Genomic DNA, 24,933 nt, shown 5'->3' on the forward strand with positions numbered 1-24,933 from the left:
AAGGGGTGCTGACGGTGGATCAGGCGTGCTGGGGCAGGCCGGTCAGGGTCGCCGCCCTCGCCGTGACCGCATCCGCGGGGTCCCAGCCCGCCCGTGGCACCGAGGCCAGCAGCAGCCGGGTGTACGGGTGCTGCGGGGCGGTCAGCACCCCCGTGGTGGCCCCCTGTTCCACCACGGTGCCGCGGCGCATCACCAGTACCTCGTCCGTGATGTGCTGGACGACCGCCAGATCGTGGCTGACGAAGACCAGGGCGACCCCGGTGTCCCGGCGGATCTCGCCGAGCAGGGAGAGGATCTGCGCCTGGATCGAGACGTCCAGCGCGGCCACCGCCTCGTCGAGGACCAGCACGCTGGGCTCCACGGCCAGCGCCCGGGCGATGGCGAGGCGCTGACGCTGTCCGCCGGAGAGGCCGTGCGGCAGTGCCTGTGCCTCGCGGGCACCGAGCCCCACTTGGTCGAGCAGCCCGTCCGCCAGGCTCTCCGGCCGGCCGTGCAGCCGCAGGGCCGTCGTCAGGCAGCGGCGGGCGGTGAGCCGCGGGTCCAGTGAGAGGTACGGGTCCTGGAAGACCATCTGGATCTCCCGGGCCCTGGCGAGCCGGGCGGTCCTGCCGCGCGGGGTGCGCGGGGAGCGTGCGTGCCCCGCGACGGAGACGGTGCCCGCGTCGGGGCGTACGAGACCCATGAGCATCCGGGCCACCGTCGTCTTGCCGGAGCCCGACTCGCCGACGATGCCCAGCGAACCGCCGGCCGGCACGGTGAAGGAGACGGCGTCGGCGGCGGTGAGCGCACCTCCGCCGGGCAGCCGGTATGTCTTCCGCAGCCCGTCCACGGTCAGCAGCGGTGCGGACCGGGGGCGGGGTGTCGTCGTGGTCATCAGGGGTTCCCCTTCTCGGTGTTGCCCGTAACCGCGTTGCCCGTCACCGCGAGGACCGGCAGGCGTCGGCAGGTCGCCGTGCCGCCGCCGGACAGCGCGACCGGCTCCGGCCGCCAGGTGGCGCACTCGGGTTCGGCGTCCGGGCAGCGGTCGGCGAACTCGCAGCCGCCGAAGGACTCCGCCAGCGACGGCGGGCGCCCCGGGATCGGACGGATCTCCCGGCCGCTCTCGCCGAGCGTCGGCGAGCAGGCGAGCAGGCCGCGTGTGTACGGGTGCGCGGGCCGCTCGAAGAGGGCCGCGGCGGTCTGCTCCTCGACGACGCGCCCCGCGTACATGACGTACACGCGGTCGCAGTAGGCGGCGGCCAGATGCAGGTCGTGCGTGATGAACAGCAGTCCGAGGTTCCGCTCGGCCCGCAGGGTGCGGAGCAGGGCGAGGATCTCGGCCTGCGTGGTGACGTCCAGGGCGCTGGTCGCCTCGTCGGCGAGCAGCAGCCCCGGTTCGGCGGCCAGCGCGCCCGCGATGACGACGCGCTGGAGCATGCCGCCGGACAGTTCGTGCGGGCGCTGGCGGACCCGGCGCTCGGGGTCGGGCAGGCCGACCGTGGCGAGGAGTTCGACGGCCCGGGCGCGGGCGGCCTTCTTGTCGGGGCGAGGGCCCCCGGGCCTGTCGGGTCCCGTGCCCGCGAGCCGCTCCAGAAGGAAGTCGCCGATGCGGCGGACCGGGTTGAGGGCGGCGCGCGGGTCCTGGTGGACCATCGCGACCGTACGGGCCCGGTGGGCGCGCAGCGCCTCGCCGCTCAGGGCGAGGACATCGGTGCCGTCCACGCGCACCGAACCGGAGACGGCGGTGCCCGCGGGCAGCGTACGCAGCGCCGCCTTGGCCGTCGTCGACTTGCCTGAGCCGGATTCGCCGACCAGTCCGACCACCTCGCCGGCCGCCACCCGCAGGGAGACGTCGGTGAGTACGGGGCGGGCGGTGCCGGGCAGTTCGAGGGTGAGGTTCTCGATGTCGAGGAGCATGCGGTTACCTCCCGCGGTCGAGTCGGTCGGCGGCCCGGACCCCGACGACGTTGAAGGACACCACCACGAGGGCGATGGCGACACCGGGCACCAGGGCGGGCAGCAACGCGCCCTGCACCACGGCCGCCTGGCCCTCCTGGACCATCAACCCCCAGTCCGAGCTGGGCGGTTGGGTGCCGAAGCCCAGGTAGGAGAGCGTGGCCAGCGACATCAGGGCCTCGCCGAACAGCACGACCAGGTAGCCCAGGACCGAGCGGCCCAGGTTGGGCACGAGGTGGCGGGCGCAGATCCGCAGACCGCCCATGCCCTGGACGCGATAGGCGTCGATATAGGGCTTGCGGCGTTCGGCGAGTGCCACGGAGCGGGTGTACTTGGCGACCGTAGGCGTGTACGCGAGACCGAGCGCGAGTACCGACGTGGTGATCCCGGCGCCGAAGACGGCGATGATCAGGACGGTGAACAGCAGCCCGGGGAAGGCGTACATGACGTCGGTGAGCCGGGAGACCAGGGTGTCGGTCCAGCCGCCGCGCCAGGCGGCGAGCGTGCCGAGCGTGACGCCGAGGAGCGCGGCGATGGCGAGCAGCAGGATCGGCGCGATCAGGCTGGTGCGCGCGCCGTACAGCACCCGGGAGAGCAGGTCCTGGCCCGAGGAGTCGGTGCCCAGGAGGTGCTCGGCGCCGGTGCCGACGAGGGACGCCGAGAGGTCGATGTCATCGGGTGCGTACGGGGCGACGAAGGGTGCGAGGAGGGCGGCGAGGACCACGAGGGCGAGCACGGCCCCGGCGATCATGACGCTCGGAGGCCTGCGCGAGGCGGACTTGAGGCCGGTCGCGGACTTGGGCCCGGTCGGAGACTTGGGCCCGCTCGGGGCGAGGGTCGGCACGCTCATGCGGCCACCTCCTTCACACGCGGGTCGAGCAGGGGATGGACCAGGTCGACGAGGGTCGTGACGACGATGTAGCCGGTGACCATCAGCAGGAGTACGGCCTGCGCGACGGGGAAGTCGTGCGTGTTGATCGCGCCGACGAGCAGGGAGCCGATGCCGCTGATCCCGAAGGCCGTCTCCACGACGACGGTGCCGGCGAGCATGCCCGCCATGACCAGGCCGCACATCGTGATGATCGGCCCCAGCGCGTTGCGCAGGACGTGGCGGCGGACGATGTCGCGTTCGGGGATGCCCGAGGCGCGGGCGGCCTCCACGTGGTCGGCGGCGCCCGCGTCGGCCATGGACTGCCGGGTCACCCGGCTGATCAGCGCGAGCGCGCCGAGTGCCAGGGAGACGGCGGGCAGCGTCAGATGGTGCAGGGTGCCCGCGAACCCCTCGCCGCTGCCGGTCACCGGGAACCAGCCGAGCTGGACGCCGAACACCGCGACCAGCGCGATGGCGGAGACGAACGAGGGCACGGACGCCGCCAGCGTGGTGGAGCCGACGACGGCCGAGTCGACCCAGGTGCCCCGGCGGACCGCGGCGAGGATCCCGGCGCCGACGCCCAGGACGACGAACAGCACCGTCGCGTACGCCACGAGGGCGAGCGTCGTCGGGAAGCGCGCGAGCAGCAGCTCGGCGACCTCGTCGCTGTACTTGAAGGACCGGCCGAGGTCGAAGTGCAGACAGTCGCCGAGCCAGCGGCCGTACTGGACGATCAGGGGTTCGTCGAGGTGGTACTGGGCCCTGACCAGTTCGAGCTTCTCGGGGGTGAGTTTGTCGCGGCCTCCGGCCAGGAAGACGGCCGGGTCGCCGGGTGCCGCGTACACGGCGGCGAAGATGACGAAGGAGGCGGCGAGGAGCGTGGCCAGCAGGCCGGCCAGCCGCCGGGAGATCCGGGCGAGCATCGGTGGTCAGCCCTTCTTCGTCTTCGCGCCGAGCCGGGCGGCCCACGGGTAGTAGAGGTAGGCCATGGAGGCGGGCGGTCCGGTCAGCCTGTCGTTGAGGACCAGTACGGAGGGCACCTGGGCCACGGAGATCCACACGGCCTGGTCGGTGAACGTCTTCTGGACGTCGACGGCGAGCTTCGCGCGCTTCGCGTCGTCGAGGGTGCCGAGCGCCTGCTTGACCTTGGCGTCGTACGCCGGGTCCTTGAAGCCGACCCAGTTGTTGGAGGAGTCGGAGAGCGCGTTGTCGTAGAAGCCCATCGGGTCGGCCTTGGAGATGTACCAGTCGGCGACGAGCACGTCGATCTCGCCGCGGACGTCCCGGTCGCTGTAGTACTGCTCGAACTGCGAGGTCGGCACCGTCTTGATCTGACCCTTGAGGCCGATCCGCTGGAGCGCGGCGCGGACCGCGTTGGCGACGACGCTGCGGCCCTGGCTGGCGTCCGTACCGATCACGATCGGCTCGGTGGGGGCCGCACCCGACTCCTTGACCAGCTTCTTCGCGGCGGCGATGTCGTCCGCCGTGGGGCTCGCGGGGGTGTGGGCGATGTTCTTCTGGGCCGCCGCGAAGACGTTCTTCTCGTAACCCCAGGCGCCGGAGCCGACCGGCGTCGCCCAGGGCTGCACCATCGAGCCGTATCCGGAGGCGGCGATGCCGTTGCGGTCGAGGGCCAGTGAGAGGGCCCGGCGGATCTTCGGGTCCTTCAGGCCGCCGCGCTCGGTCGGTATGAGGACGAGCGAGGCCGTGGACGGGCCGTAGTGCTGCTCGATGCCCTTCTTGCCGTTGAGCGCGGAAGCCGTGTTGGGGGACTCGGCGTAGGCGCCGTCGGCGGCCCCGGTCATCAGGGCGTTGACGAGCGCGCTGTCGGCGGCCCAGCGGAAGGTGACCTGCTTCGTCAGCGGCTTCGTCCCCCAGTAGCCGTCGTGGCGGCGCAGGGTGATCGAGTCGCCGGACTTCCAGGCGCCCAGCGTGTACGGGCCTGTGCAGGCGTCCGGCTGTCCCGGGGTGCCGAAGTCCTTGCCGGCCTTCTCGACCTGCTCCTTGTTCCAGACGATGCCCGCGTCACCGGCGAGCGCCTTGAAGAACATGGCGTCGGGCGCCTTGAAGGTGATCGTGATCTGCCGCTCGCCGGTCTTCTTCATCGCGGCGACGTTGCCGAACTCGTCGCCCTGCTCCATGTCCGGGTCGGCGTGCCGCTTCAGGCTCCACAGCACGTCGTCGGCGGTCATCGGGGTGCCGTCGTGGAAGGTGACGCCGGAGCGCAGGGTCAGGACGAGGGTGGTGTCGTCCGGCGTCTCGGCCTTCTCGGCGAGGAAGGGTTTCGTCGACATGTCCGGCTGGAGCTGGTAGAGCCGCTCGCAGACGTTGGTGAGGACGACGCGGCCCGCGCTGGAGCCCTGGGTGTCCAGGTCGAGGGAGTCCGGCTCGTCCTCCAGGAGCCAGTTCGCGTTGGCGAGTTCTCCCTTGGCGGCGGGGGTGGTCGGGGTGAGGGTGAGGGCGGCGGCGGCCTTGCCCGGGGTGCCCGCGGCGTTCTGGGTCGCTCCGCTGCAACCGGCGGTCAGCGCGACCGACGTCACGACGAGGCCCGCGGTCAGCGCCGTCCTTCTCGGGGAGATGCGGTTCATCACTGATTTCCCGTCAGTTCTGGCCGTACGGGCCGTCGTAGAGGTTCCAGGGGAGGTGCTGGTACTCGTGGTCGCAGGGGGTGCCCGCGGTCACGTGGTAGTCACCGGTGGTCAGGTCGGCCAGCGAGGAGACGAGCGTGGTCCAGTGCTCGACGAGGGGCCGGCGCGGGTCGGGGTGGGTGCACAGGGACTCCGGGTGGCCGAGGTGGTCGGACATCGCGCGGCGGACGATCCGGCGCGACTCCTCGGGTCCGGTGGAGTCGCGCAGAGCCCGGAGCCCCTGCTCGGCGCGGGGCACGCGCACGAGCGAGTCGGAGGACATCGGGCGGTACCCGGCGGCGGCCAGCGGTCCCGGGATGCCCGCCTGGTAGTGGTTGCCGTGCACCAGCAGGCCGTCGGCCGGGTACATCCAGCCGTGCCCGGCCGGGGTGGTCTCCAGGTCGATGGCGAAGCCCTCGCGGCAGGTGAGCAGGGCGTTGCTGGCGATGTGCGCCCGGGTGCGGCACAGCACGTCGAGGGCGTCGGTGATGGTGGACTGGTCCAGGACGCTGCGGCGTACGACGGTCTGGGGCAGGCCGATCGTGTCGTCGAAGCGTCCGCCGAGGCCGTTGGCGTTGAAGGCGATCCCGGCCGAGTTGGCGCCCTGGCGGCCGACCTGTCCGGCCTCGACCTGCATGATCAGGGTGGGCTTGGGGGGCTGGACGATCCGGATCATGACGACGGTGTCGGCGACGCCCGCGCGCCAGTCCCAGTTCTGTCCGGCGTAGACGTGCCCGTCGCCGCTGGCCTCGCCGTAGGCGGCGAAGGAGGTGCAGCCCTCGGCGGGCTCCTCGTCGGGTGCTCCGGCAGGGCCTTCGGAGAGGCCGCCGTCCGCCTCCATCCGCGTGAAGGACTTGTCGTAGATGACCTCGCCGCGGGCGTTCAGGGCGAGGACGTCGAGCAGGCCCACCCCGGCGCCGTCCGCGATGCCCCGCATCTCCTCGACGAGGTGGGGTGCGTAGGCGCGTACGGGCTCCAGCCAGCGGGCGGCGCGGGTGGTCACCCGCTCCCAGGTCAGACCCGAGGAGTGGCCGAAGGCCTCCTCGTAGTAGCCGAGGGCGGCATGCAGCTGGGGGCGCACGGCTTCGCCGTACTGGCGGCCGCGGGCGAGCGGGCTGCCGGAGATCTCGATGACCGGGAGGACCCGGGCGGGGGCGGGGGCCGTGGGACCGGGGGCGGGGGCCGTGGGACGGGGTGCCATTCTTCTCCTCGCGACGGAACGGACCCGCGAGCGGCGGTAACAGGATCACCATGATCATGTAACGTCGATTTCAGGATCTGTTCCTCTTGGAACGTTCTGCCCAGGACAGTAATGCCGGTCACACGGAAGTCAATGGTTGTAATGGAGATTCCAGAGAGCGAGACCGGAGTGACGCGGTTGCGCGCCACGATTCGAGACCAATGGGAGGACCTGTCCGTTTCGGAGCGGGCCGTGGCGCAGTACCTGGTCAGCGCCCCTGTGGAGCAGCTGCTCTTCGCCAGCGCACAGGAGCTGGGTGCCGCGAGCTCCACCAGCAACGCCACCGTCGTACGCGCGCTCCAGCGCCTCGGCTACGCGGGCCTGCCCGCCCTCAAGCGCGAACTGGCCAACGACTTCACCTCGGCCGTCGCCCCCGAGGTACGCCTCAAGCAGCGCATCGCACACGTGGGCCAGGACCTCGACACCATCTGGGCCGACGTCTTCGACGAGGCACAGGAACGCATCGACCACTGCCGCAGGCTCACCGAGCCGGAGGCGCTGAGGCGTTCGGTGACGGTGCTCGCGGAGGCACACGAGGTGTTCTGCTACGGCATCGCCGCATCGGAACCGGGGGCCCGCCACCTCGCACTGGCCCTCGGCCGGATCGGCCGGCGTGCCCGCTTCGTCTCCGAGACGGGCTTCGCCCTCGCGGACCAGCTGCTCGCCCTCGGCCGGGGCGACGCCGTGGTGATCTTCCAGCCCGGCCGCCGGCTGGTCGAGCTGACGGTGATGATGGAACGGGCCCGGGCCGTCGGCGCCAAGGTGATCCTCGTGACCGACGAACTGGGCGAGGCGTACGCCGACCGGGTCGAAGCCGTCCTGACCGCGCCGCACACCCCGACCGGGATCACCGCCGAGTCACTGACCGGACTGCTGGTCGCCGACGCGCTGATCCTGTCGCTGGCCACGCTGGACGAGACCCGGGCAGTGGAATCCTCGCACCAGCTCACGGCCCTGCGGGAGCAACTGCTCGACCCCAGGCGGCGCGGCTGACCGGGCCGCCGAACTCCTGCGGGCCGCCGGAGTAAGTCCGTCACCGGCGCCCGAGTGGCAGGATCCACTCCACCATCGGAGCGGCGAAGGGGCACAACTGTGGTGGCGAGCGGGATCTTCAGGGTGGGGGGCCGCCCGCTGCACGAGCGGCTGACGGCGGACCTGGCTTCCTACACCGACCTCGTCCTCGCCGAGGTCGTCGCACGGGTGCCCGCCTACGGACTGCTCCCCGACGAGGAACTCGGCGGGGACATCCGGCGCGTGATCGAGCAGACCCTGCGGTCCTTCACCGACGTCCTGCGCACACGGCGCCTCCCCTCCCGCGACGAGTTGGCCTTCCTGCGGGAGTCGGCCGCGCGTCGGGCCGAGGAGGGCATCCCCATCGACGTGGTGCTCACCGCCTACCACGTCGGCATGCAGGTGGTGTGGGAGTCGCTCACGCCGCATGTACGACCGGCCGAGGTCGCGGACGTGATGGCCGCCAACGCCCTGGTCCTGCGCTATCTGGAGCTGGTCGCGCCCGCGGTGGGAGCCGGCTACCTCGACGCCCGCCAGACGGTGTCCGACGACGAGCACTCCGCACGCTGGGCACTGCTGTCCGCGCTGCTCGCCGGCGAACCCGCCGACGCCGCGGCTACCCGGGCGGGACTGCCGCTGCCGTCGTGCTTCCTGGTGCTCGCCCTCTTCGTGGGCACCCACCCCGACGAACTGGCGGACGCCGTCGACCGGACGGTGGCGAGCCGCCGCAAACTCCGGCGCCTGCGCGTGGAGCTGGAACGCCACTTCCGCGGACCGGTGCTCTCCTCGCTCACCGTGGACGGCGGTCTCGCCCTGCTGCCGGTCGACGAGGACGCCGTCGGCCTCCCGCCGCGCGAGTGGTCCCGCCTGGAGCGGATCGTCGCCGACCTCGGGCGGGCGGCCGGCACCGACGTGACCGCAGGGGCCGTCGCGGCCGGTCCTTCGGCCGTGGCAGGGGCCGCGCGTACGGCCCGTGAAGTGCTGGACGTCGCCCGCGCCTTCGGACACCCGCCCGGCCTCTACCGGCTCGACGACGTCCTTCTCGAATACCAGCTGTCCCGCCCCAGCGAGGCCCTCGGCCCCCTCGCGGACCTTCTCGACCCCCTCGCCGACGACCCGGAGCTGTTGCGGACGCTGGCCGTGTACCTGCGCTGCGGAGGCCGGCGCCCGACGGCCGCCGACCTCCACGTACATCCCAACACCGTCGACTACCGGCTGCGCAAGATCGCCGAGCTGACCGGAGCCGACCCGGTGAGGACCGCCGACGTCGCCCTCCTCGGTGCGGCCCTCGCGGCGCGCGCCGCCCGCTCGCTCCCGGCGCGCCCGGCCCCCGTACGCCCCGACAGGTCAGCCCCCGAAGACCGGCAGGACCGGGGTTGAACAGTGCGGTGCGCGCGCGGTGGCGGGATCGAGTGCGTTCAGCACCTCGCGCAGGGCCACGTGGTCGAAGGCCAGCGCGAGATGGTCGCCGTAGTCGTTGCCGCACAGGTTCTGGACGGTGATGTTGCGCGCGCCGGGACCGTCCAGGAACTGCGAGGCGTACGGGGTGACCACCTGGTCGTACTTGGTGGCCAGGGTGGTGTACCGCACGCCGGGCACCGTGTCGGGCAGGGAGTTGAGGGTGTTGATGAAGTCCGAGCCGCGCAGTTGCTGGCGGGCGGCCGGATCGAGGGCGGAGACGAGACCGTCGAGGGCCGGGAAGATGCGGAACAGGGTGCTGATGCCCCTGTCGAGCCCCAGGGCGGTCGAGCCGTGGCTGGAAGGCGCCAGGCCCACCACGTTGTCCACCTTCGGTGCGCCGCCGAGGAACTTCACGTAGTACTGGGCCAGGGTGCCGCCCTGCGAGTGGCCGACCAGATCGACTTCGGGGGCGCCGGTCGCGGCCAGGACGCGGTCCACGAAGGCGGCCAGTTCGCGGCCCGACGTGGGGATGTCGCCGGTGCCGCCGACCTGGCCGAGCTTGAGCCCGCCGTAGTTGAGGGCGAAGACGCAGTACCCGTTGTTCTTGAGCAGCGGAGACAGCGTGTTCCAGTTGATGGCCATGTTCACGTGCGTGCCGTGCAGCAGGACGACCGGGCGGGGGTGGGCGGCGCTGCGGCAGGAGAAGTCGTTGGCACCGGGCGGGGCGGCGCCGGGGTGCGCGAGCGAGGCGGCCACCGCCGGTACGGAGTGGTGGACCACGGGCAGGTCGCGCGCCGCCCGGTCACCGCGCTCGCCCGCCGAGGCGGGAGCGGTGGCGCCCACGGCGAGCACCGCGAGGACCGCGACCAGCAGGGCGACGAGGCGCGCGCGGCCGGCGGCCGTGCCGCTCATCGGGCTGCCGCCGCGACCGCGTCGCCGACGACGGCCATGCCCTGGGCGTTCGGGTGCAGCGGGGCGGCGGCGTGGGCGGGGATCAGCCCCTCCAGGTAGCGGTCCTCGGGCGCGGCACAGATGTCGTGGCCGGCCGTCAGAGCGGCGACGTCGACGAACCGGGCGCCGTGCAGCCGGGCCTGTTCGGCTGCGGCGGCACTGATCTTGTTCATGACGCCCTGGAGGTAGTTCGCGTCGCGCGCCCAGACGGGCTGGACGGGGTGGCAGCCGTTCTGCCGGATGTACGTGCCGTACCCGGTGACGACGACCGTGGCGTGCGGGGAGCGGCGTCCGATCTCCGCCAGTGCCGCGCCGAACCGCGGCGCCCAGGCCCGTACCGCCGCCTCCAGCTTGTCCTTGCCGCCGGACGTCAGCCGGTCGGCGCACGAGCGGCCGACGGGCTCGGGAAGGAAGTTGACGCAGCCGAGGGCCTCCTGGAAGAGACCGCTGTCATTCGCGCCGACAGTGACCGACACCAGATCCGTGTCCGTCCGCAGCGCGTCGAACTGCGGGGGCAGAAGCCCCAGCCGCCGACCGGTGAAATCATTCGTGGTGGCCCCGGAACAGCTGACGTCGGTGAGCCGCGCGCCGAGCGCCTTCGCGACGACGGCGGGGTAGTTGCGGTGCGAGCGCAGATACAGGAGGTTGATGTCCTGCCGGGGGATCAGGGGCCCGGCCGCCGCCGAATCCCCAAGTGCCACGTAGTTCAGGGGATGTGGCCCGTCGGCCTGGGCCGGGATGGGCAGGAGCGCTGCGACCGCGGCCGCGAGCGCGGCGAAACCTGTCCTGAGTCGTCCGGGGAATCTCATGCCGACCTCCGTCATCGTTGACCGTTCGAAGTACCGCGCCTCACATCCTGAGGTTCCGGTACGGGATCGGAGGCGGAACGTACTCCAGAGTCAGGAGCGATCGGTTGTGACGGATAACAAAAACTCCCGGGCGGGCCAGGGCACGCGATCACAGTGTGGCGTGCAGGACACAGGTGTCGTCGTGGCGGGCTTCCGGTGTGACAAGGGTGTCCAGGATGCGGGAGCCCTGGTAGGCCTCGGCGGTGCGAGCGAGGACGGCGAGGCCCTCGTCGATGTCCCTGCCCGGTACTTCGACCAGACCGTCGGTGTACAGCAACAGATGGTCTCCGGGGCGCAGTTGGAGGGTGGCTTCCTCGAAGCAGGGGGTTGCCATGGCTCCGAGCAGGATGCCCCGGGGCGCGGCCAGGTATCGGGCGCGGCCCTCTCGTAGCAGGAGGGGCGGCAGATGCCCTGCTTGCACCCAGGTGAGCTGTGCGGTGGCGGGGTCGTAGCGGGCCATGATCATGGTGGCCGTGCTGAAGTTCCGCCCGGAGGTGTGCAGGAGCAAGGTGTTGAGGCGGGTGAGGATCTCGGCCAGCGGAGTCCCGGTGATGGCCATGCCCTTGGTGGTGAAGCGGAGCTGGGCCATGGTGGCCACCGCGTCCAGCCCATGTCCCGCGATGTCGCCGACCACGAGGAGTGCGCTGCCGTCCGGCAGTTCGATGGCGCTGTACCAGTCCCCTCCCACATTGAGCCCTTCTTCCACAGGGTGGTAGGCGACGTCCACCGTGAGGCCGGCCACGCGGAGGGACTGCTGGGGCAGCGGGAGCAGAGCGTGCTGGAGGCGGGCGGCGACATCCTTCTCGGCGGCCAGCAGACTGTCCTGGGCCGAGGCCGCCTCCTGCTGTTCCCGCATCTGCTGTGCGGCGCGATGCACCAGGGTGCGGTCCTGGAAGAAGCCGTGGACCTTGACGGGCGCTCCCTGTGCGTCCAGTTCGGCCTCCGCGACGAACCGCACATGCCGCGTGTCGCCGCCGGGAGTGGCGATGCGGAACGTGTGATCGATGGAGCTGAGCCCGCTCAGCAAACGCCCCAAGGCCTCGCTCATGCCGGGGCGGTCCTCCGGGGCGACGAAACGGGGAAGCTCCGCCAAAGCCACCGTGCCCATGGCCCGTTCCCGGCCGAAGACCGTGAAGACCTCGTCCGACCAGGTGGCTTCGTCGAGAGGCAGGTCCCAGTCGGCCCACCCCATCCCCGCCAGGCGCTGCATCAGTTTCAGCCGGCGCTGCTCGTGCTGGTCGGCGTCCAGCCGGACCCAGGAGACGATCAGCCCTCCCTGGCAGGCCGCCACGCGCACAGCGAAACGCGACCGGCGCGGAATCCCGGCGAGAACCTCCTCGTACTCGAACGGTTCCCCCTCGTACCGGCCGCCACCGTCCAGCACCCCGAGGTAACCGCGCCACAGGTCACTGCCCAGCACCGCGGGGTAGGTCTCAAGAACGCTGAGACCGACCATTTCCTTTCCCCGACGGGACCCGATGTCGACCGCGTCAGGTGAAGCGGCTACGACCCGGAAGTCGGCGACGGCCCCGTTCTGTCCGTATACGGGCCGCAAGAAGACGGCGGAGCCGGACAGCCCGTCCAGGACCTCCTGCACGGCGAAGACCGGCGCGGCGGACGGCTGGTCACCGTGTGTCTCGGATGGCCGGGGTACGAGGCAGCGGCCGGTGGAGAAGGCGAGGTGGCCTTCCACGACACCCGAGTCGTCCCCGCCCGACGGAGCCGTCCCCAGCTCGTCTTGGTCAGTCATGCCCCGATCATGGCACGACGCGCTGTGAATGGTTCAGCCCCGGAGAAAACGCCGGGCCCGTACCCGCCTCGTCCCCGCCTCGTCCCCCCTCGTACCTGGTCGCCTGCGGTGTTCATCGATCCGAACGCGGGTCGTGTGAGTGGAGTGGCGGGCGGTGTACGGGGGTAGAGCGCGATAAGTGTCATGGACCGGACATGAATACGGGCATGGGTGCATCCTCGTGGTGCCCAGGGAGAAGGGGCGACGACGCCATGAAGAGATCTGCTGCCAAGGGTTCGGCCCGGCTGAGCCTCGCGCTGGGCGCAGCGCTGGCGTCGACCGTGCTCTGCGGCACGGCGAGCGCGGCCGTGCCCGGGGACGCGAGCGGGGTCACGGGGACCGCGTCCGTCCCGCGCCCGAGTGCCGAACGCGGCTGCCCCGTCGTGTACTTCGACCTCGGCGAGACCCTCGTGCACACCGCCGACGACGGCAGCACCGGCTATCGGACCGGTGCGGCCGCCCATCTCCGTGCCCTGCGCGAGCGCCACATCAGGGTCGGTCTGATCACCAACGTCCCGTCCTCCTGGGGCAGCACCGACGCCGAGCGGGCCGCCAGGCTGAAGAAGGAGGTCGACGCCACGTGGCGGGGCTCCGCGCCCTTCGCCTGGCAGGACTTCGGCGACCGGATCCTCACCCCCCGTACCGAGGCGGAACGCAAACCGGCACCTGCCCTCTGGCAGCGCGCGAAGGCCAACTCGGGCCGCTGCCTGCTCGTTTACCAGGCGGAGACGGCCGAGGAGGTCAATGCCGCCGCCCGGCTCGGCTATCTGCCGTACCAGGTCGGCCGACCCCACCGGCCCGGGTTCCTGCCGGTGGGGCTGATCGAACTCCTCGGCCGGCTGCCCGGCTGAGCGCACTGCCTCCGGTCAGCGGGGCGGCGTCCCGGCCTCCGCGGTGGGCGCGGACCGGCTCACCACCCCGCTGCGCAGCAGCAGTTGGAAGGCGCCGAGCAGCACCGCCGTCGCAAGCGCGCTGTGCCACAGCAGGGCGTCCAGGTGCCCGGCGGAGAGGTAGGCGCCGACCGCGACCGCCGCCAGCGCGCACACCGCGCGGTCCACGATGCTCTCCACCGACAGCAGCGTGGCGCGCGGGGCGTGCGCGGGCACCGCGTCGTTCACCAGCTTGCGCTGGATCGGGTACGCGAAGCCGGTCGCGGCCGCGAACAGGCAGAGCAGCGCGACGACCGCCCACGGCCCGCCGAACGTCATCGCCGCCAGCGTGCCCGCCAGCGCGAGGCTGAGCACCGACACCCAGGCGACCGGCGTCAGCCGACGGCTCAGCCACTGCGGGCGCGCCGAGGCCACCGCCTCCGCCACCGTCATCGCGGCCAGCACCCCGCCGTGCGAGGCCTCCGCGATGCCGTGGTCGAGCAGGATCGGCTGGAAGAGGTTGACCTGGCAGATCCGGGACAGCGTGAAGACGGCCACGCCCTGCACCATCACCAGGGCCAGCCACCGCGAGGAGGCGACGCAGCGCAGCGCCGTACCCGCGTCCCGCAGGAACGCACCGCCGCCGCGCCTGCCGTTCGCCTCACCCGCACTTCCGGCGCCCGCCCCCGCGAGCCGGGGCAGTGCGACGGCGCAGGCGAGGGAACCCGCCGCGCTGACGGCGCTGAGCACGTACGGAGCCGCGTGGGCGACGGCCATCAGCGGCCCGACCAGCGGCCAGCACACCACTTTCGCCGCAAGCCCCAGGGCCCGCGCGGTGCCCTCCGCCCTCAGGTAGTGCGCATCGCACTTCTCGGCCCGCAGCCCGTCGTACAGATAGGCGCTCGCCGCCCCCGAGGTGAGCGAGCGGCCCGCGGCGATGGCGAGGAAGTGGACGAGGAACCCGGTGTACGAGGCGCTGAACACCGGAGCCAGGTTGGCCGCCGTCATCACCACCGCCCCGGCCCGCAGACAGTTGCGGGCGCCGATCCGGTCGGCGATCAGCCCGGTGGGGATCTCGAACAGGCAGAAGGCCACGTAGTAGATGCTCTGGATGCCGAAGATCTGCCCGTCCGAGAGCCCGGCCGCCTTCTGGTAGGCGTAGAACACCGGCATCCACCACAGCAGGTTGAACAGCAGCTGGAAGCCGTAGTTGAGCCGGATGATCCGCCGGGCCCGGTCCGTCGGCGGCCCGGCGCCCGCGTTCTCGTGGCGACGCCCCGGCCGCCTCCCGGTGCGCGCCCTCACAGCGCGTACGGGCGGATCTGGACCAGCCGGAAGTCGCCCCGCTCCGTCATCAGCCACTCGATGTCCAGCGGCCTGTCGATGTCGGCCCCGCCACTGTCGGATCCGCCGACGGCCGGCCCGCTGAAGTGGGACTGCAACAGCCGCCCGGTCAGGGACAGATCGGCGAGCCGGCCGCGGGTGGCGGCGGACAGCGGCTCGTCCCAGGAGCCCAGGGCGACGGTCCGGCCGCCGCCCTCCACCGTGTTGTACAGGTACTGCTGCGGCAGGATCGAGCCCTCGACGACCTGCTCCGGGGAGCCGGGGGAGCAGTTGAGGTAGACGTTGCGGAAGTCCTCGCGACGGGTCGGGTTGCAGGTCACCAGGACGCCGCCGAGGGAAGCGGGGACGTACTCCTGGATGATCACGCCCATGTACGTGTCGTCCAGCGAGATGCCGACCTGGTGGCGCAGCCGCACGCTGCGGGGCGACACCAGGGAGGCCCACACCTGGCGTACTGCGTCCAGGAGTTCGGCGGTGGAGCGGACGGTGGTGACGGAGTCGTAGACCCCGGCGGCGGAGAATCCGGGCAGGTCCTCGGCGTTGGACGAGGAGCGCACCACCAGGCGGCCGCGCGTGGTCGGCGGGAGGGGGCAGGCCTGGCTGATCCGCCGGGTGACGGACTCCGGGACGGGCGTGTTCCTGATCAGCTGCTGGAGTTGCAGACAGAGGGAGTCCAGGACGTCGGTGGCATCGAGTTCGAGGGCCATCTTGAGCTTGCCGATGCCCTGTTGGAGGGCGGGGGAGGAGGCGAGGAAGCGCTGCTGGAGGGAGAAGGGAAGCGCGACACCGGTCGGCGCCCCGACCGTCTCGGCCACGAACTCCGAGGCGCGGGACCGGAGTTCGGCCTTGCTGGGACCGTCGAGCCGGAGCCGGGCCGCCAGGTGCCCGTAGAGGTCTTCGCGCGGCGGGCGGGGCTGTCCGTAGTAGGCGGTCAGGTCGGCGCTGCGGCTGTCGAGGACGTGGTGCAGCTCGCCGAGGTTGGCCGCCTTGGTGCCGTACCGGTCGCGGTCGGCGCTGCGCAGCCGGTGCAGGGACAGTACGGGGGCGTCTTCGAGCAGCGGCGGTTCCAGCCGGATGCGCTGCTGGTGCCAGGCCGGGGCGCGCAGGGCGGGTTCCTCCGCCAGCCGCTCCAGGGATATCTCCGCCTCACCCACCCGGTAGCGGACCCACGCGCCGTCCAGGCCACTGTCCTTCTCGACGAGCTGCGCCAGGTCGCGGACGATCGCATTGGGTATGCCCCAGCCGGAGGCGAGGACATTCGTATGCGAAAGCGGTGTGATCGGGGCGGTGTTGAGGAATCCGGCCACCCGGGGCACGTCGTCCGGCAGGCACGCCATGGCCACGATGTCCGACCAGCCGAGCCCGGCCCGCGCCGCCGCGTACTCCTCGTGCGTACGGAAGTAACGCAGGCGGCCGGTGGCCTCGCCGGGGTTCAGCGGGGTCCGGGTGCTGGAGCCGAAGAGCTCGTGGCTCAGGATGCGCGGCACCCGCTGTTCGCTGATCGCCGAGAGCTCCTCCTCCTGCCCGTGGTTGGCGGGCTTGAGCAGCAGCGGAAGCCTGCCGTCGACCCGTTCTCGGACGAACTCGTAGAAGAACGCGAGGAGTTCACCGTGCATGGTGTCGGCCTCGGTCGTCTCCAGCACGAGAAAGGTACGCTCGCGGCCCGCCGCGTCCTCGTCGGTGTGCAGGGACAGCACACCGAGCAGGAAACGGCGCCCGGGATCCATGTAGACGGACGCGTTGAAGGCGTCCAGCTCCGCGTCCAGGGCATCAAGATCCATGCCCAGGACGTGGGTCGCCAGGTAGTTGACGTGGAAGGGGTGCGCGGCGGTGTCGAGCAGGTGCCAGGTGCGCTCGGCACGGTCGACGACGACCTTGAGGTACGGGTGACCGGCCAGCACTCCGGAGAGCGTACGGAAGAGCGGCAGCGAAAGGTTCTCACCGACGACGGTACGGTCCGCGACCGGCTCGACACCCCCACCGAACAACGCGGCAGCCGTCGGCAGTCCGGGCGAAACCGGGGCGGTCCGCCGTGCGGCGGGCGGGGCGGTCGGCGGTGCGGCGCTCGGGGCGGTCGGCGGTGCGGCGGCCGTCGACCCGGCCGGGGGCAACGCTTCGGCCGACAACTCGGGCAGGGCCGCGGCCCCGGCCGACAGCTCGGGCAGCGTTTCGGCCCCGGCGGGCACCTCGGCTCGCCCGTCGGGCTCGGGCGCGGCCTTGGCCGGTGCCTCGGCCAGCGCCTCGCCCGGCACCTTGGGCGGTGCCTCGACCAGCGCTTCGTCCGGCGCCGTGTGGGGTGCCTCGGCCCGCGCTTCGGGCGGTGCCTCGCCCGGTGCTTTGCGCGGTGCCTCGTCCGGCGCCAGGTGTGGCGCCTCGGCCCGCGCCCTGTGTGGGGTCTCGCCCGGCGTGGCAGCCCGCGCCTCGCCCAACAGTGCAGGCTGGGCCTCCGGCAGGACCTCCGGCAGGGCCTGCACCAAGGTCTCGAAGTCGCGGAGTACCGTCCGTGGGTCGGAGGCGGAGAGCAGGCACAGGGCTGCCATGGTGTTGGCGCCCGCGGCGGGGTCGTAGACCGGTATGAGGCTGCCGTCGGGCAGGGAGCTCTCGGCGACCACCGACAGTACGCTGCCCCGGCTGAGCGGGACGGCCTCGGTGACGGCCGGGAAGTCCCAGACCCTGCGGTCCTGCCAGGCCTCGCCCCGGCCGTCCACCGCGAGGACGACCAGCGAGCCCGCCGCGCCCCGTGCCTGCGCCGGGGTCCGGGCCTGCTCGGGCCACTCCACCCGACGGCCGAGGAGGTGGTCGACGAGCATGCCGACGAGATCGAGCCCGAAGACCTCCTCGATCTGCGGCACCGTCATCGCGCCGCCGAACCGGGCGGCCGTCTCGATCAGCCACATCCGGCCGTCCGCACCGAGCTTGATCTCGGTGTGGGTGCCGCAGTCGCGCAGGCCGAGCGCGTCGACGGCCTCCCGCGCGAGGGCCACGACCCGGTCCTGGGCGTCCTGGGACAGCTGGGCGGGAGTGATCCCCGCACGCTCGGTGAACGGCTCCACCGTGGGCATCCGGCCGCTGAGGCAGACCGGGTGGAAGACGCCGTCCGCCACCACGCCCTCGACACTGACGTAATCGCCCCAGCCGGGCTCGTCGAACCAGTCCGACGCGGTGCCGGTCACTATCTGCTCGACCACAAAGTCGGCGTCCGCTTCCGCCACATGCAGCTCCGCGTACCCCAACTGGGCGGATTCGGCCATCACTTCACGCGAGCGCTGCCAGGCCGCGGACGCCTCGTGCGGGGAGCGGATGATCTGGTGCGCGGTGGAACCGGCGCTCCAGGCCGCCTTGAGGAGCAGCGGGAAGGGCAGCGCACCGGCCGCCGCGTGCAGGTCCGCCTCCGTGGTGACCGGGCGGAACTCGGGCTGGGGCAGGCCGTGTTCGTGCCAGGTGCGCCGCATCAGCCGCTTGTCGCGGGCGAGTGCGGCGGCGCTGCCGGCACCCGCGAGACCGAGCTTCTCGCACGCTTCGGCAACGGCCACCACCGCGTACTCGGAGCAGGTCAGCACCGCGTCCGCACCCACGGCCCTGGCGTGCGTGACGATCAAGGACACCAGGTCGGAGCGCTGCGCCTCGGCGGGCGTCACGACGGAGGCGCACATTCTCCGGGCGGAACCCGCCACGGAGGGCGGCAGAGCACTGAGCGCCAGCAGGTGCACTTCGGCCCTCGCGGCCGTCCGGGACAGGACGTGACCGAGCGGCGGACCGCCCTTGGCATGCACTAACAGCACCTTGCTCACTGAAGTTCGTCTCCATTTCGTCTGGTTGGTACGTGTGGGTACGCGTTGGCACGTGCCGCTGTACGGAGCGGTTGATGCGCGTAGAGCTCGGGGGGATCACCCGGTGTACGTTGCGGGGAGTGTTCACCCGTACACACAAGGAGACCAGGTGGCGGGCACCCGCGATGCCATCGGGGACGCCCGGGACTCAGGCAAATGCCTGAGTCGCGGAGTTCGCGGGCCGCCACTTCGGCCGAGAACCGAGCATGGGCGGCACCGCGGCGGGAAACCCATCGCGAAGTGACCATGCGTCAGGCAGGCAGACAGGGAAGGCCAGTTGCGCATGTGCAACCGGCTGAAGACGGACGGAGAGACCGCTTTGGACCATTCCAGTTCCAGGACCCCGCTGGAGGACCTGCCCGCGCCCCGGTGGGAGGCCGGTGCGCCGTGGCAGGCCCGGTTCGACTCCGCGCGCCGGTACGACGCCTTCGCCGGCCTGGTGGACCTCGCCCCGGCCGCCGCCTTCATACGGGACAGCGACGGACGCTACCTGTGGGCCAACCACGCCTATGCGCACCTCTACGGCACCGTTCCCGAAGACCTCACCGGCAAGTGCATCGAGGACTTCGACGAGCCCGCCGAGGCGTATCGGTTCCGCGCCCTCGACCAGGAGGTCCTCGCCCGGGGCACTCCGGTCCGCCACACCATCGGCTACCGGCGCCCCGACGGCAGCGCGGGCCAGGCGGTGGGCCACCGCTTCCCCGTCAGGGAGAACGCGCGGACCTGCGTCGCCGGAATCTACGTGGACGTCACCGACCACCTCCGCGCCACCGTCCGGCGACAGGAGGCCGAGGACAACCTCCAGGCACTCCGCGACCACAGCGGGCTGCCCTGCGCGCTGCTGTCGGCGAACGGACGCGTCGTCGAAGCGAGCGCGGCGGCCGCCGAACTGTTCCACCTCAGCCCGTCGGGACTGGTCGGCCTACGGGCGCACACCCTGCTCGCCTCCGAGCCCGGTCTCGACCGGCTGCGGAGCAGATGGAACGGGCTGATAGCCCGCCGCACCAGACGGGTGGAGACCTCCACGGTCCTCGTCGACGCACAGGGCCGCCGGCGCCGTGCCCAGCTCCACCTGACGACGGTCGGTCACTCGGCCACCCGCGCCCGGCACGTCTGGGCCGTCATCACCCACCAGAGCATCGCCCACGAGGCCCATCCGCCGCTCACCGCCGCGCAGATCCGCATCCTCTCCCTCCTGGCGGAGGGCAGCAGCAACGGCGACATCGCCGCCTCGCTGCGGCTGTCCAGGCAGACCGTCGACTACCACCTCAGCAGGCTGCGCGAACTCCTGGGCGCCGCGACCCGCCCCGCCCTCGTCGCCCGCGCGTACGTACTGGGCATCCTCGCCCCCCGCTCCTGGCCCCCGCGCTCCGCCACGGCAGCCCACCCGCTCAGCACCGTCTGAGGAGCGGGGCCCCGGGCCACGGGCCGGCCCCCGGCCAGAAATCGAAATCTGACAGAAATTCAAGAATTGAATCTGTGTTTCCGCGTCGGCCGGGCCCGTGCGGAGGGGTGTTCCCGACCGTGTGCCACTGTGTGATTCATGCAGCGAGCAAAAGAAATACGGGTCCGCGGTGAACCCGGAGGCCGAATTCGAGAGAACAGCCCAGAAAAATGAGGAAATCCACCGTGCACCTTCCCCGGCTTCCCCTGCCCGCCAGGGCCCTGCACCGCCGACTGCTCTGCACCGCGCTCGGCCTGGGCGCCGCTTCCCTGGTCTGCGTCGGCGTCCTCGCCGCCACCGGCCCTGCGGACGGCCCGCGCCCCGTCACGACCGAGGAGGCCGAGCAACTGGCCTTCTCCCGGTTCGGCCTCTTCGAGCAGAGCCCGCTGGAGGTGGAGGCGGAAGTGCCCATGGGCAACAGCAGCCTGCGGGTGCGCGCGCTGGTCGACTACCGGGCCCACCGCGCCGTGGGCTCCTACACCTCGGGCGGCGCCAAGGGCCTGCTGGCCTGGGACACCACGGGGCTCGCCGTCGCCAAGGGCGAGGCCGGGCCCGCCACGGCCGCCGTCGCGGCGGCCGGGAAGCTCCCTTCGCGTGCCTGGTCGCCCCGCGCGTACAGCACCGATCCGCTGGACGCCGCGCTCCGCATCGCGATCGCCCTGGGGTCGAACCGCCCCGACAACCCGCAGCTGCTCGCCCAGCAGGGCGCCATGCGCCTCGGCGAGGAGCAGCTGGACGGGGCCACCTACCGCCTCTACTCGGGGCCCCGCCCGGCAGCCAACTCCGCCCGGCGGGGCGCTTCGGCCGCACCCTCGGACGCGGGACGGCCCGCCCCCGCCGGCCGGCCCCCGGCCCGCTCACCCCTCACGTACTGGATCGGCGAGGACAGGAACCTGCGCCGGGTGATGATCCAGCCCGCCGGCGGCGGCGCCCCGTCCCGGATCGAGTTCGGGCGGACCGCGAAGGCGAAGGTGCCCGAGGGGCCGTGGCGGCAGGCCCCCGCCGCCCGGCCCTGAGGCAGGACCGGGCAGCGGCGGGGCAGGAGCGGGGCACCGGCAGGGCAGTCAGTCGGTGCGGTCAGCCGGGCAGCGGGTAGTCGCCGGGCCGTACCGCTCCCGGCAGTCCCACCGCCGGGAGCGGCCGTGCGGTGGCCGCCCCGGGCAGCTGCGGCTGCGCGGGGGGAACGGGAGCCCGCCTGAAGGAGACCCCGGGCGGTGCCTGCACCGGGGCCGCCCGTCCCGGCCCCGCCAGACCGGCAGTCCCGGCCTGCCCCGCGCCCGCCCCCGTCCCCGCGCCCGTACGTCCGGCGCCACCGCACCGCGCGGCACCTGCCAGCCCGGCCGGGCTGACCGTCCGCTCCCCGTTGCCCTCGAAGCAGTTCCCGGCCGCCCCCGCCGCACCGAGGACGAGGTCGACGCCGTTGCCCCTGACCCGGTTGTCCCGTACGGAGTTGTCGCGCACCGGATAGCCCTGGAGGTCCTGGAGCACGAAGCCGGCGGCCCGGTTCCCGGTCACCAGATTGCGTACGAAGGAGTTGCGCAGGCCGCCGCCCACGCCGACGCCGATGGCGAAGCCGCCCTCGGCCTGCTCGGGGCCCGCGTCGTCGTTGTTGTCCGTGATCCGGTTGCCCGCGACGACCGCCCCGTGCTGCGGGCCCAGTGCCTCCAGGTCGTTGGAGTTGACCGCCATCCCCACCCGGTTGCGATGCATCGTGTTGCCGAGGAAGAAGAGGTTCTCCGAGGCGTTGGTGACTTCCACCCCGACCGCGTTGTGCTCGACGACGTTGTGGCGCACGACGGTGGAACAGGGGCGGCACTGCCCCACATAGATCCCGGAATCCGCCTGGCCCGAGGCGTAGGAGTGCTCGATGACGCCTTCCTGGGCGTCGAACGCGTAGATGCCGTAAAGGGCGTTGTTGTACGCGGTCACATAGGACGCCCGAAATCCCTTCAGCGGCGGGAACTTCGCCGTGTCCAGCGGGTTGTATCCCGCACCGCCCGCCCCGCGGGACTGGAGCTGCGTATCCGTGACTCCGGTGAACAGGACTCCGTTGGCGAGGTGATTGCGCACGGTGAGGTTTTCCACCACCGACTGCGCTCCGGTGACGGTGATGCCGTTGCCCCGCCGGAATTCACCGTCGATCACCACCTTTCCGCGGTCCGTGCCGCGCAGCACGACGCGGTCGGTCTTCAGTGAAACGCTCTCGCGATATACACCCGAAGAGACCAGTACGAGGTCACCCGGACGAGCGGCGTCGACCGCTTCCTGAATTGACGGGGCGTGCTGCGGGACCCGAATGACGGAGTGCCCTCCCGGCCCCGGTACGGGCCGCACGGAATGCTGTTCGCCGCAAGCGGCCGTACCTGTCAGCAGCAGGAGGAGCAGGAATACCGAGCGCACGACGCGTCGAACCGGACTGGGCCGAGAAGGTGTTGCGGTGAATTGCATGAGTGCAGGTGTACCGTCTGCGAAGTTCGGCGATCTCCTCGCCGTTCCGCCCTTCCTTCGTCTCCTTGTTTCCTGCTTCCCGGACCCCTCCGTCCTTCTCGAACAGCGGAATTCACATGCCGGAACCTTCGCCCGAACGCCGACCGGACCGTCGCACCCTGCTGACCGGAACCGCCGTCCTGCTCACCGGATGTGCCGCCCCCGGCCGACGGCAGCCGGCCGCGGGGCCCGACGAGTCCGGCGCGGTGGGACCGCCCGCGGTGGCCCGGGGAGCGGCGTACCGCTTCCGGGGACGACGCCAGGCAGGCATCACCGATCCGCAGCAGAGGTACGTACGGATCCTCGCCTTCGACCTCGCCCCGGGACGACGGGGCACGGCGGGAGCACGTCGGCTCCGGGAGGTGCTGACCGCGTGGACCCGAGCGCTCGCGACGGCCACCGGAACGCCCGACAACCCGGTACCCGCCACCGCGACACCCGCCGGTGCGCCGGGGCCGGGGCCCGGCAGGCTCACGGCGACCGTCGCGATCGGCCCCCGGCTGCCCGGTCTGCTGGGTCTGCGCACCCCGGCCCTCCTCGCGGAGCTCCCGCTCTTCCCCGGCGACCGGCTGCGGCCGGAGGAGAGCGGCGGTGACCTCCTGGTGCAGGTGTGCGGTGACCGGAGCGGCGACGTCACGGAGACGGCGAAGACGCTCGTACGGCTGGCCGACGGCACCCTGCGGGCCCGCTGGGCGCAGTCCGGGTACCTCCCCGCGACCACCGGCGGAGAGACTCCGCGCAACCTCTTCGGATTCAAGGACGGCACCATCAACCCCACCCCGGCGGAGGCCGAGCGGTGGGTGTGGGTCGGCCAGGGCCCGGACCGGGACGGCAGCTATCTCGTCGTGCGCCGCATCCACATGGACACCGGCGCGTTCACCGCGCTCCCGCCGCACCGGCAGGAAGCGGTGATCGGACGCACCCGGGCCGTCGGCGCCCCCCTCGGGCACCAGCACGAGCACCAGGAGGTCGACCTCTTCGCCAAGACCCCGGAAGGCCGGTACGTCCTGCCGGTCGACGCCCATGTGCGGCAGGCGCACTCCCGGCTCGACCACGGCGCGCGGATGCTGCGCCGCGGCTACTCCTACGACAACGGCCCGCAGGACAGGGGCCTGCTCTTCCTCGCCTACCTCAACGACCCGCACCTCTTCGTCCGCGTGCAGGAACGCCTCGCGGTCAAGGACGCGCTCGCGCGGTTCGTCGAACACCGCGCCTCCGCCCTGGCCTACGTCCTGCCCGGCACAGGACCGACCGGGAACCTGGGCGACCCCCTGTTCGCCTGAGGTCCGCCCGCTTCGCCTGGGGTCCGTCCGCTTCGCCTGGGGGCCGTCCGCTTCGCCCGAGGTCCGCCCGCCCGGCGGCATGCGTCATGCGCGTGGCCCAACTCCGGTTGGTTGCCCGAGCCGGACCGGGATATCTCTGAGAATCCGTCGGTGGCCGCCGGCCGCCGCCGCCTTCCTGGAGCACATGTTGACGCGTCACTTCTCGTCGCCGCACCGGACCGCGGGCACCGCCCTGGCCCTGCTGGGAGTCGTGCTGACGACGTCCCTCCCCACGACCGCCCACGCGGCCCCCGCCGCACCGCCCGCGGCCGCGTGCTCGGCGCAGACCGGCCCGTACCAATGGCAGCTGGAGAAGAAGCTGAGGCTGCATCAGGACGGCCGGATGTCCCCGGCGGACTGCGTCGCCATCAAGAAGCTCCAGACCCGGCTGAAGATCAGCCCGGTCAACGGTGCCGCCGACCTCAAGACGTACCGGCTGCTGCTGGTGCACGAGGTACGCAAGAACCCCAATGCGAACAAGCGGTGCCCGGCGCCGAACTACCGGGTCACCTGCGTGGACCTGTCCCGGCAGATCCTGTGGGTGCAGAAGGGACGGAAGGTGGTGTTCTCGCCGATCCCGATCCGCAGCGGCCGCAAGGGCCTGGAGACCCGCACCGGCTGGCAGCGGATCTACCTCAAGAAGCGGAGCCACTTCTCCACCATCTACGACAACGCGCCCATGCCGTACGCGCAGTTCTTCAACGGCGGCCAGGCCCTGCACGGCACCTACCACGACCTCTTCAAGTCGGGTTCGGGCGGCTGCGTCAACATGTACCTGAAGGACGCCGAACGCCTCTACAAGTACCTCAGGATCGGCGCCAGGCTCTACATCTTCGGCCGCAAGCCGGTGCGCGCGCTGACGACCCAGAACACCCAGAACGCCCACGACGACAGGCTGATCGCGGAGGGCTTCGGGGCCCCGGGCATCCCCATCACCTGGACCCCCGAAACGCAGGTCAACTGA

General features: G+C 72.0%; 19 protein-coding genes and 1 pseudogene. 7 read left to right on the plus strand and 13 right to left on the minus strand.

The annotated features are described in order from the left end of the window. Window positions 1-19 precede the first annotated feature (19 nt). Genes ACZ5PB_RS26695 through ACZ5PB_RS26720 form a run of 6 tightly spaced genes read right to left on the minus strand, consistent with a single transcriptional unit; the run spans window position 20 to window position 6,634 of the window. A complete protein-coding gene (locus ACZ5PB_RS26695; RefSeq protein WP_468694316.1) occupies window positions 20-874 on the minus strand; it encodes an ABC transporter ATP-binding protein in 855 nt (284 codons plus the stop codon). Further along, a complete protein-coding gene (locus tag ACZ5PB_RS26700) occupies window positions 874-1,896 on the minus strand; it encodes an ABC transporter ATP-binding protein (protein ID WP_468694319.1) in 1,023 nt (340 codons plus the stop codon). The genes ACZ5PB_RS26695 and ACZ5PB_RS26700 overlap by 1 nt, the downstream gene beginning before the upstream one ends. 4 nt (window positions 1,897-1,900) lie before the next feature. Next, the gene (locus tag ACZ5PB_RS26705) at window positions 1,901-2,785 is read right to left on the minus strand and encodes an ABC transporter permease (protein WP_468694321.1); all 885 of its coding nucleotides are present in this window, start codon (window positions 2,783-2,785) and stop codon (window positions 1,901-1,903) included. Then, window positions 2,782-3,729, minus strand: coding sequence for an ABC transporter permease (locus ACZ5PB_RS26710; RefSeq protein ID WP_468694322.1), 948 nt, complete (start codon window positions 3,727-3,729; stop codon window positions 2,782-2,784). The genes ACZ5PB_RS26705 and ACZ5PB_RS26710 overlap by 4 nt, the downstream gene beginning before the upstream one ends. A gap of 6 nt (window positions 3,730-3,735) precedes the next feature. Further along, the gene (locus tag ACZ5PB_RS26715) at window positions 3,736-5,394 is read right to left on the minus strand and encodes an ABC transporter substrate-binding protein (RefSeq protein WP_468694324.1); all 1,659 of its coding nucleotides are present in this window, start codon (window positions 5,392-5,394) and stop codon (window positions 3,736-3,738) included. 13 nt (window positions 5,395-5,407) lie between these two features. After that, window positions 5,408-6,634, minus strand: a complete 1,227-nt coding sequence (locus tag ACZ5PB_RS26720; protein ID WP_468694326.1) for a C45 family autoproteolytic acyltransferase/hydolase — start codon at window positions 6,632-6,634, stop codon at window positions 5,408-5,410. 141 nt (window positions 6,635-6,775) lie between these two features. On the opposite strand from ACZ5PB_RS26720, the gene ACZ5PB_RS26725 reads away from it, so the two are divergent. Together ACZ5PB_RS26725 and ACZ5PB_RS26730 are read left to right on the plus strand one after the other, a co-directional pair. Beyond that, entirely contained in the window at window positions 6,776-7,666 is an 891-nt protein-coding gene (locus ACZ5PB_RS26725) for a MurR/RpiR family transcriptional regulator (protein ID WP_468694328.1), read from the plus strand. A 102-nt stretch (window positions 7,667-7,768) separates the two neighbouring features. After that, window positions 7,769-9,064, plus strand: coding sequence for a PucR family transcriptional regulator (locus ACZ5PB_RS26730; protein ID WP_468694329.1), 1,296 nt, complete (start codon window positions 7,769-7,771; stop codon window positions 9,062-9,064). Here ACZ5PB_RS26730 and ACZ5PB_RS26735 read toward each other — a convergent pair. The 3 genes from ACZ5PB_RS26735 to ACZ5PB_RS26745 all read right to left on the minus strand — a co-directional run bounded on the left by ACZ5PB_RS26735 (window position 9,032) and on the right by ACZ5PB_RS26745 (window position 12,634). Continuing rightward, window positions 9,032-9,997, minus strand: coding sequence for an esterase/lipase family protein (locus ACZ5PB_RS26735; RefSeq protein WP_468694331.1), 966 nt, complete (start codon window positions 9,995-9,997; stop codon window positions 9,032-9,034). The two genes, ACZ5PB_RS26730 and ACZ5PB_RS26735, sit on opposite strands and share 33 nt — an antisense overlap. After that, window positions 9,994-10,845 carry an SGNH/GDSL hydrolase family protein gene (locus ACZ5PB_RS26740; RefSeq protein WP_468694332.1) on the minus strand — a complete coding sequence of 284 codons (852 nt, stop codon included), beginning with the start codon at window positions 10,843-10,845 and terminating at the stop codon, window positions 9,994-9,996. Before ACZ5PB_RS26740 ends, ACZ5PB_RS26735 begins: the two co-directional genes overlap by 4 nt. A 148-nt stretch (window positions 10,846-10,993) precedes the next feature. Next, window positions 10,994-12,634: a PP2C family protein-serine/threonine phosphatase gene (locus tag ACZ5PB_RS26745; RefSeq protein WP_468694334.1), complete on the minus strand. Its 1,641-nt coding sequence runs from the start codon at window positions 12,632-12,634 to the stop codon at window positions 10,994-10,996. A gap of 251 nt (window positions 12,635-12,885) precedes the next feature. Here ACZ5PB_RS26745 and ACZ5PB_RS26750 point away from each other — a divergent pair, with 251 nt between their 5' ends. Continuing rightward, window positions 12,886-13,524, plus strand: a complete 639-nt coding sequence (locus ACZ5PB_RS26750) for an HAD family hydrolase (RefSeq protein ID WP_468694335.1) — start codon at window positions 12,886-12,888, stop codon at window positions 13,522-13,524. A gap of 15 nt (window positions 13,525-13,539) precedes the next feature. Here ACZ5PB_RS26750 and ACZ5PB_RS26755 read toward each other — a convergent pair whose 3' ends face one another. From ACZ5PB_RS26755 to ACZ5PB_RS26765, 3 genes and pseudogenes are all read right to left on the minus strand, one after another. Then, a complete protein-coding gene (locus ACZ5PB_RS26755; RefSeq protein WP_468694337.1) occupies window positions 13,540-14,847 on the minus strand; it encodes an MFS transporter in 1,308 nt (435 codons plus the stop codon). Further along, window positions 14,844-16,892: a PEP/pyruvate-binding domain-containing protein gene (locus ACZ5PB_RS26760; RefSeq protein WP_468694572.1), complete on the minus strand. Its 2,049-nt coding sequence runs from the start codon at window positions 16,890-16,892 to the stop codon at window positions 14,844-14,846. Before ACZ5PB_RS26760 ends, ACZ5PB_RS26755 begins: the two co-directional genes overlap by 4 nt. An 858-nt stretch (window positions 16,893-17,750) precedes the next feature. Next, window positions 17,751-18,539: pseudogene (locus ACZ5PB_RS26765) on the minus strand (ATP-grasp domain-containing protein); the annotation flags it as partial. Between the two features lie 496 nt (window positions 18,540-19,035). On the opposite strand from ACZ5PB_RS26765, the gene ACZ5PB_RS26770 reads away from it, so the two are divergent. Both ACZ5PB_RS26770 and ACZ5PB_RS26775 read left to right on the plus strand, forming a co-directional pair. Further along, the gene (locus ACZ5PB_RS26770; RefSeq protein WP_468694339.1) at window positions 19,036-20,121 is read left to right on the plus strand and encodes a PAS domain-containing protein; all 1,086 of its coding nucleotides are present in this window, start codon (window positions 19,036-19,038) and stop codon (window positions 20,119-20,121) included. 209 nt (window positions 20,122-20,330) lie between these two features. Beyond that, window positions 20,331-21,176: a hypothetical protein gene (locus ACZ5PB_RS26775; RefSeq protein ID WP_468694340.1), complete on the plus strand. Its 846-nt coding sequence runs from the start codon at window positions 20,331-20,333 to the stop codon at window positions 21,174-21,176. A gap of 61 nt (window positions 21,177-21,237) precedes the next feature. On the opposite strand, the gene ACZ5PB_RS26780 is transcribed toward ACZ5PB_RS26775, so the two are convergent. Then, window positions 21,238-22,335, minus strand: coding sequence for a right-handed parallel beta-helix repeat-containing protein (locus tag ACZ5PB_RS26780; RefSeq protein ID WP_468694341.1), 1,098 nt, complete (start codon window positions 22,333-22,335; stop codon window positions 21,238-21,240). Between the two features lie 389 nt (window positions 22,336-22,724). Between ACZ5PB_RS26780 and ACZ5PB_RS26785 the strand changes: the two genes are divergently transcribed. Together ACZ5PB_RS26785 and ACZ5PB_RS26790 are read left to right on the plus strand one after the other, a co-directional pair. Further along, complete coding sequence (locus tag ACZ5PB_RS26785) at window positions 22,725-23,930, plus strand: Dyp-type peroxidase (protein WP_468694343.1); 1,206 nt, start codon at window positions 22,725-22,727, stop codon at window positions 23,928-23,930. A gap of 184 nt (window positions 23,931-24,114) precedes the next feature. Next, window positions 24,115-24,933, plus strand: a complete 819-nt coding sequence (locus ACZ5PB_RS26790) for a L,D-transpeptidase (RefSeq protein WP_468694346.1) — start codon at window positions 24,115-24,117, stop codon at window positions 24,931-24,933.

The sequence above is a fragment of the Streptomyces sp. NPDC032721 genome, from assembly GCF_055579625.1.

What these genes read in the sequence shown, in the direction of transcription:
- ACZ5PB_RS26705 (WP_468694321.1), bottom strand. Translation starts at nt 2,785, where the DNA reads ATGAGCGTGCCGACCCTCGCCCCGAGCGGGCCCAAGTCTCCGACCGGG.
- ACZ5PB_RS26710 (WP_468694322.1), bottom strand. Translation starts at nt 3,729, where the DNA reads ATGCTCGCCCGGATCTCCCGGCGGCTGGCCGGCCTGCTGGCCACGCTC.
- ACZ5PB_RS26715 (WP_468694324.1), bottom strand. Translation starts at nt 5,394, where the DNA reads ATGAACCGCATCTCCCCGAGAAGGACGGCGCTGACCGCGGGCCTCGTC.
- ACZ5PB_RS26735 (WP_468694331.1), bottom strand. Translation starts at nt 9,997, where the DNA reads ATGAGCGGCACGGCCGCCGGCCGCGCGCGCCTCGTCGCCCTGCTGGTC.
- ACZ5PB_RS26745 (WP_468694334.1), bottom strand. Translation starts at nt 12,634, where the DNA reads ATGACTGACCAAGACGAGCTGGGGACGGCTCCGTCGGGCGGGGACGAC.
- ACZ5PB_RS26700 (WP_468694319.1), bottom strand. Translation starts at nt 1,896, where the DNA reads ATGCTCCTCGACATCGAGAACCTCACCCTCGAACTGCCCGGCACCGCC.
- ACZ5PB_RS26695 (WP_468694316.1), bottom strand. Translation starts at nt 874, where the DNA reads ATGACCACGACGACACCCCGCCCCCGGTCCGCACCGCTGCTGACCGTG.
- ACZ5PB_RS26775 (WP_468694340.1), top strand. Translation starts at nt 20,331, where the DNA reads ATGAGGAAATCCACCGTGCACCTTCCCCGGCTTCCCCTGCCCGCCAGG.
- ACZ5PB_RS26750 (WP_468694335.1), top strand. Translation starts at nt 12,886, where the DNA reads ATGAAGAGATCTGCTGCCAAGGGTTCGGCCCGGCTGAGCCTCGCGCTG.
- ACZ5PB_RS26720 (WP_468694326.1), bottom strand. Translation starts at nt 6,634, where the DNA reads ATGGCACCCCGTCCCACGGCCCCCGCCCCCGGTCCCACGGCCCCCGCC.
- ACZ5PB_RS26785 (WP_468694343.1), top strand. Translation starts at nt 22,725, where the DNA reads ATGCCGGAACCTTCGCCCGAACGCCGACCGGACCGTCGCACCCTGCTG.
- ACZ5PB_RS26725 (WP_468694328.1), top strand. Translation starts at nt 6,776, where the DNA reads ATGGAGATTCCAGAGAGCGAGACCGGAGTGACGCGGTTGCGCGCCACG.
- ACZ5PB_RS26740 (WP_468694332.1), bottom strand. Translation starts at nt 10,845, where the DNA reads ATGAGATTCCCCGGACGACTCAGGACAGGTTTCGCCGCGCTCGCGGCC.
- ACZ5PB_RS26790 (WP_468694346.1), top strand. Translation starts at nt 24,115, where the DNA reads ATGTTGACGCGTCACTTCTCGTCGCCGCACCGGACCGCGGGCACCGCC.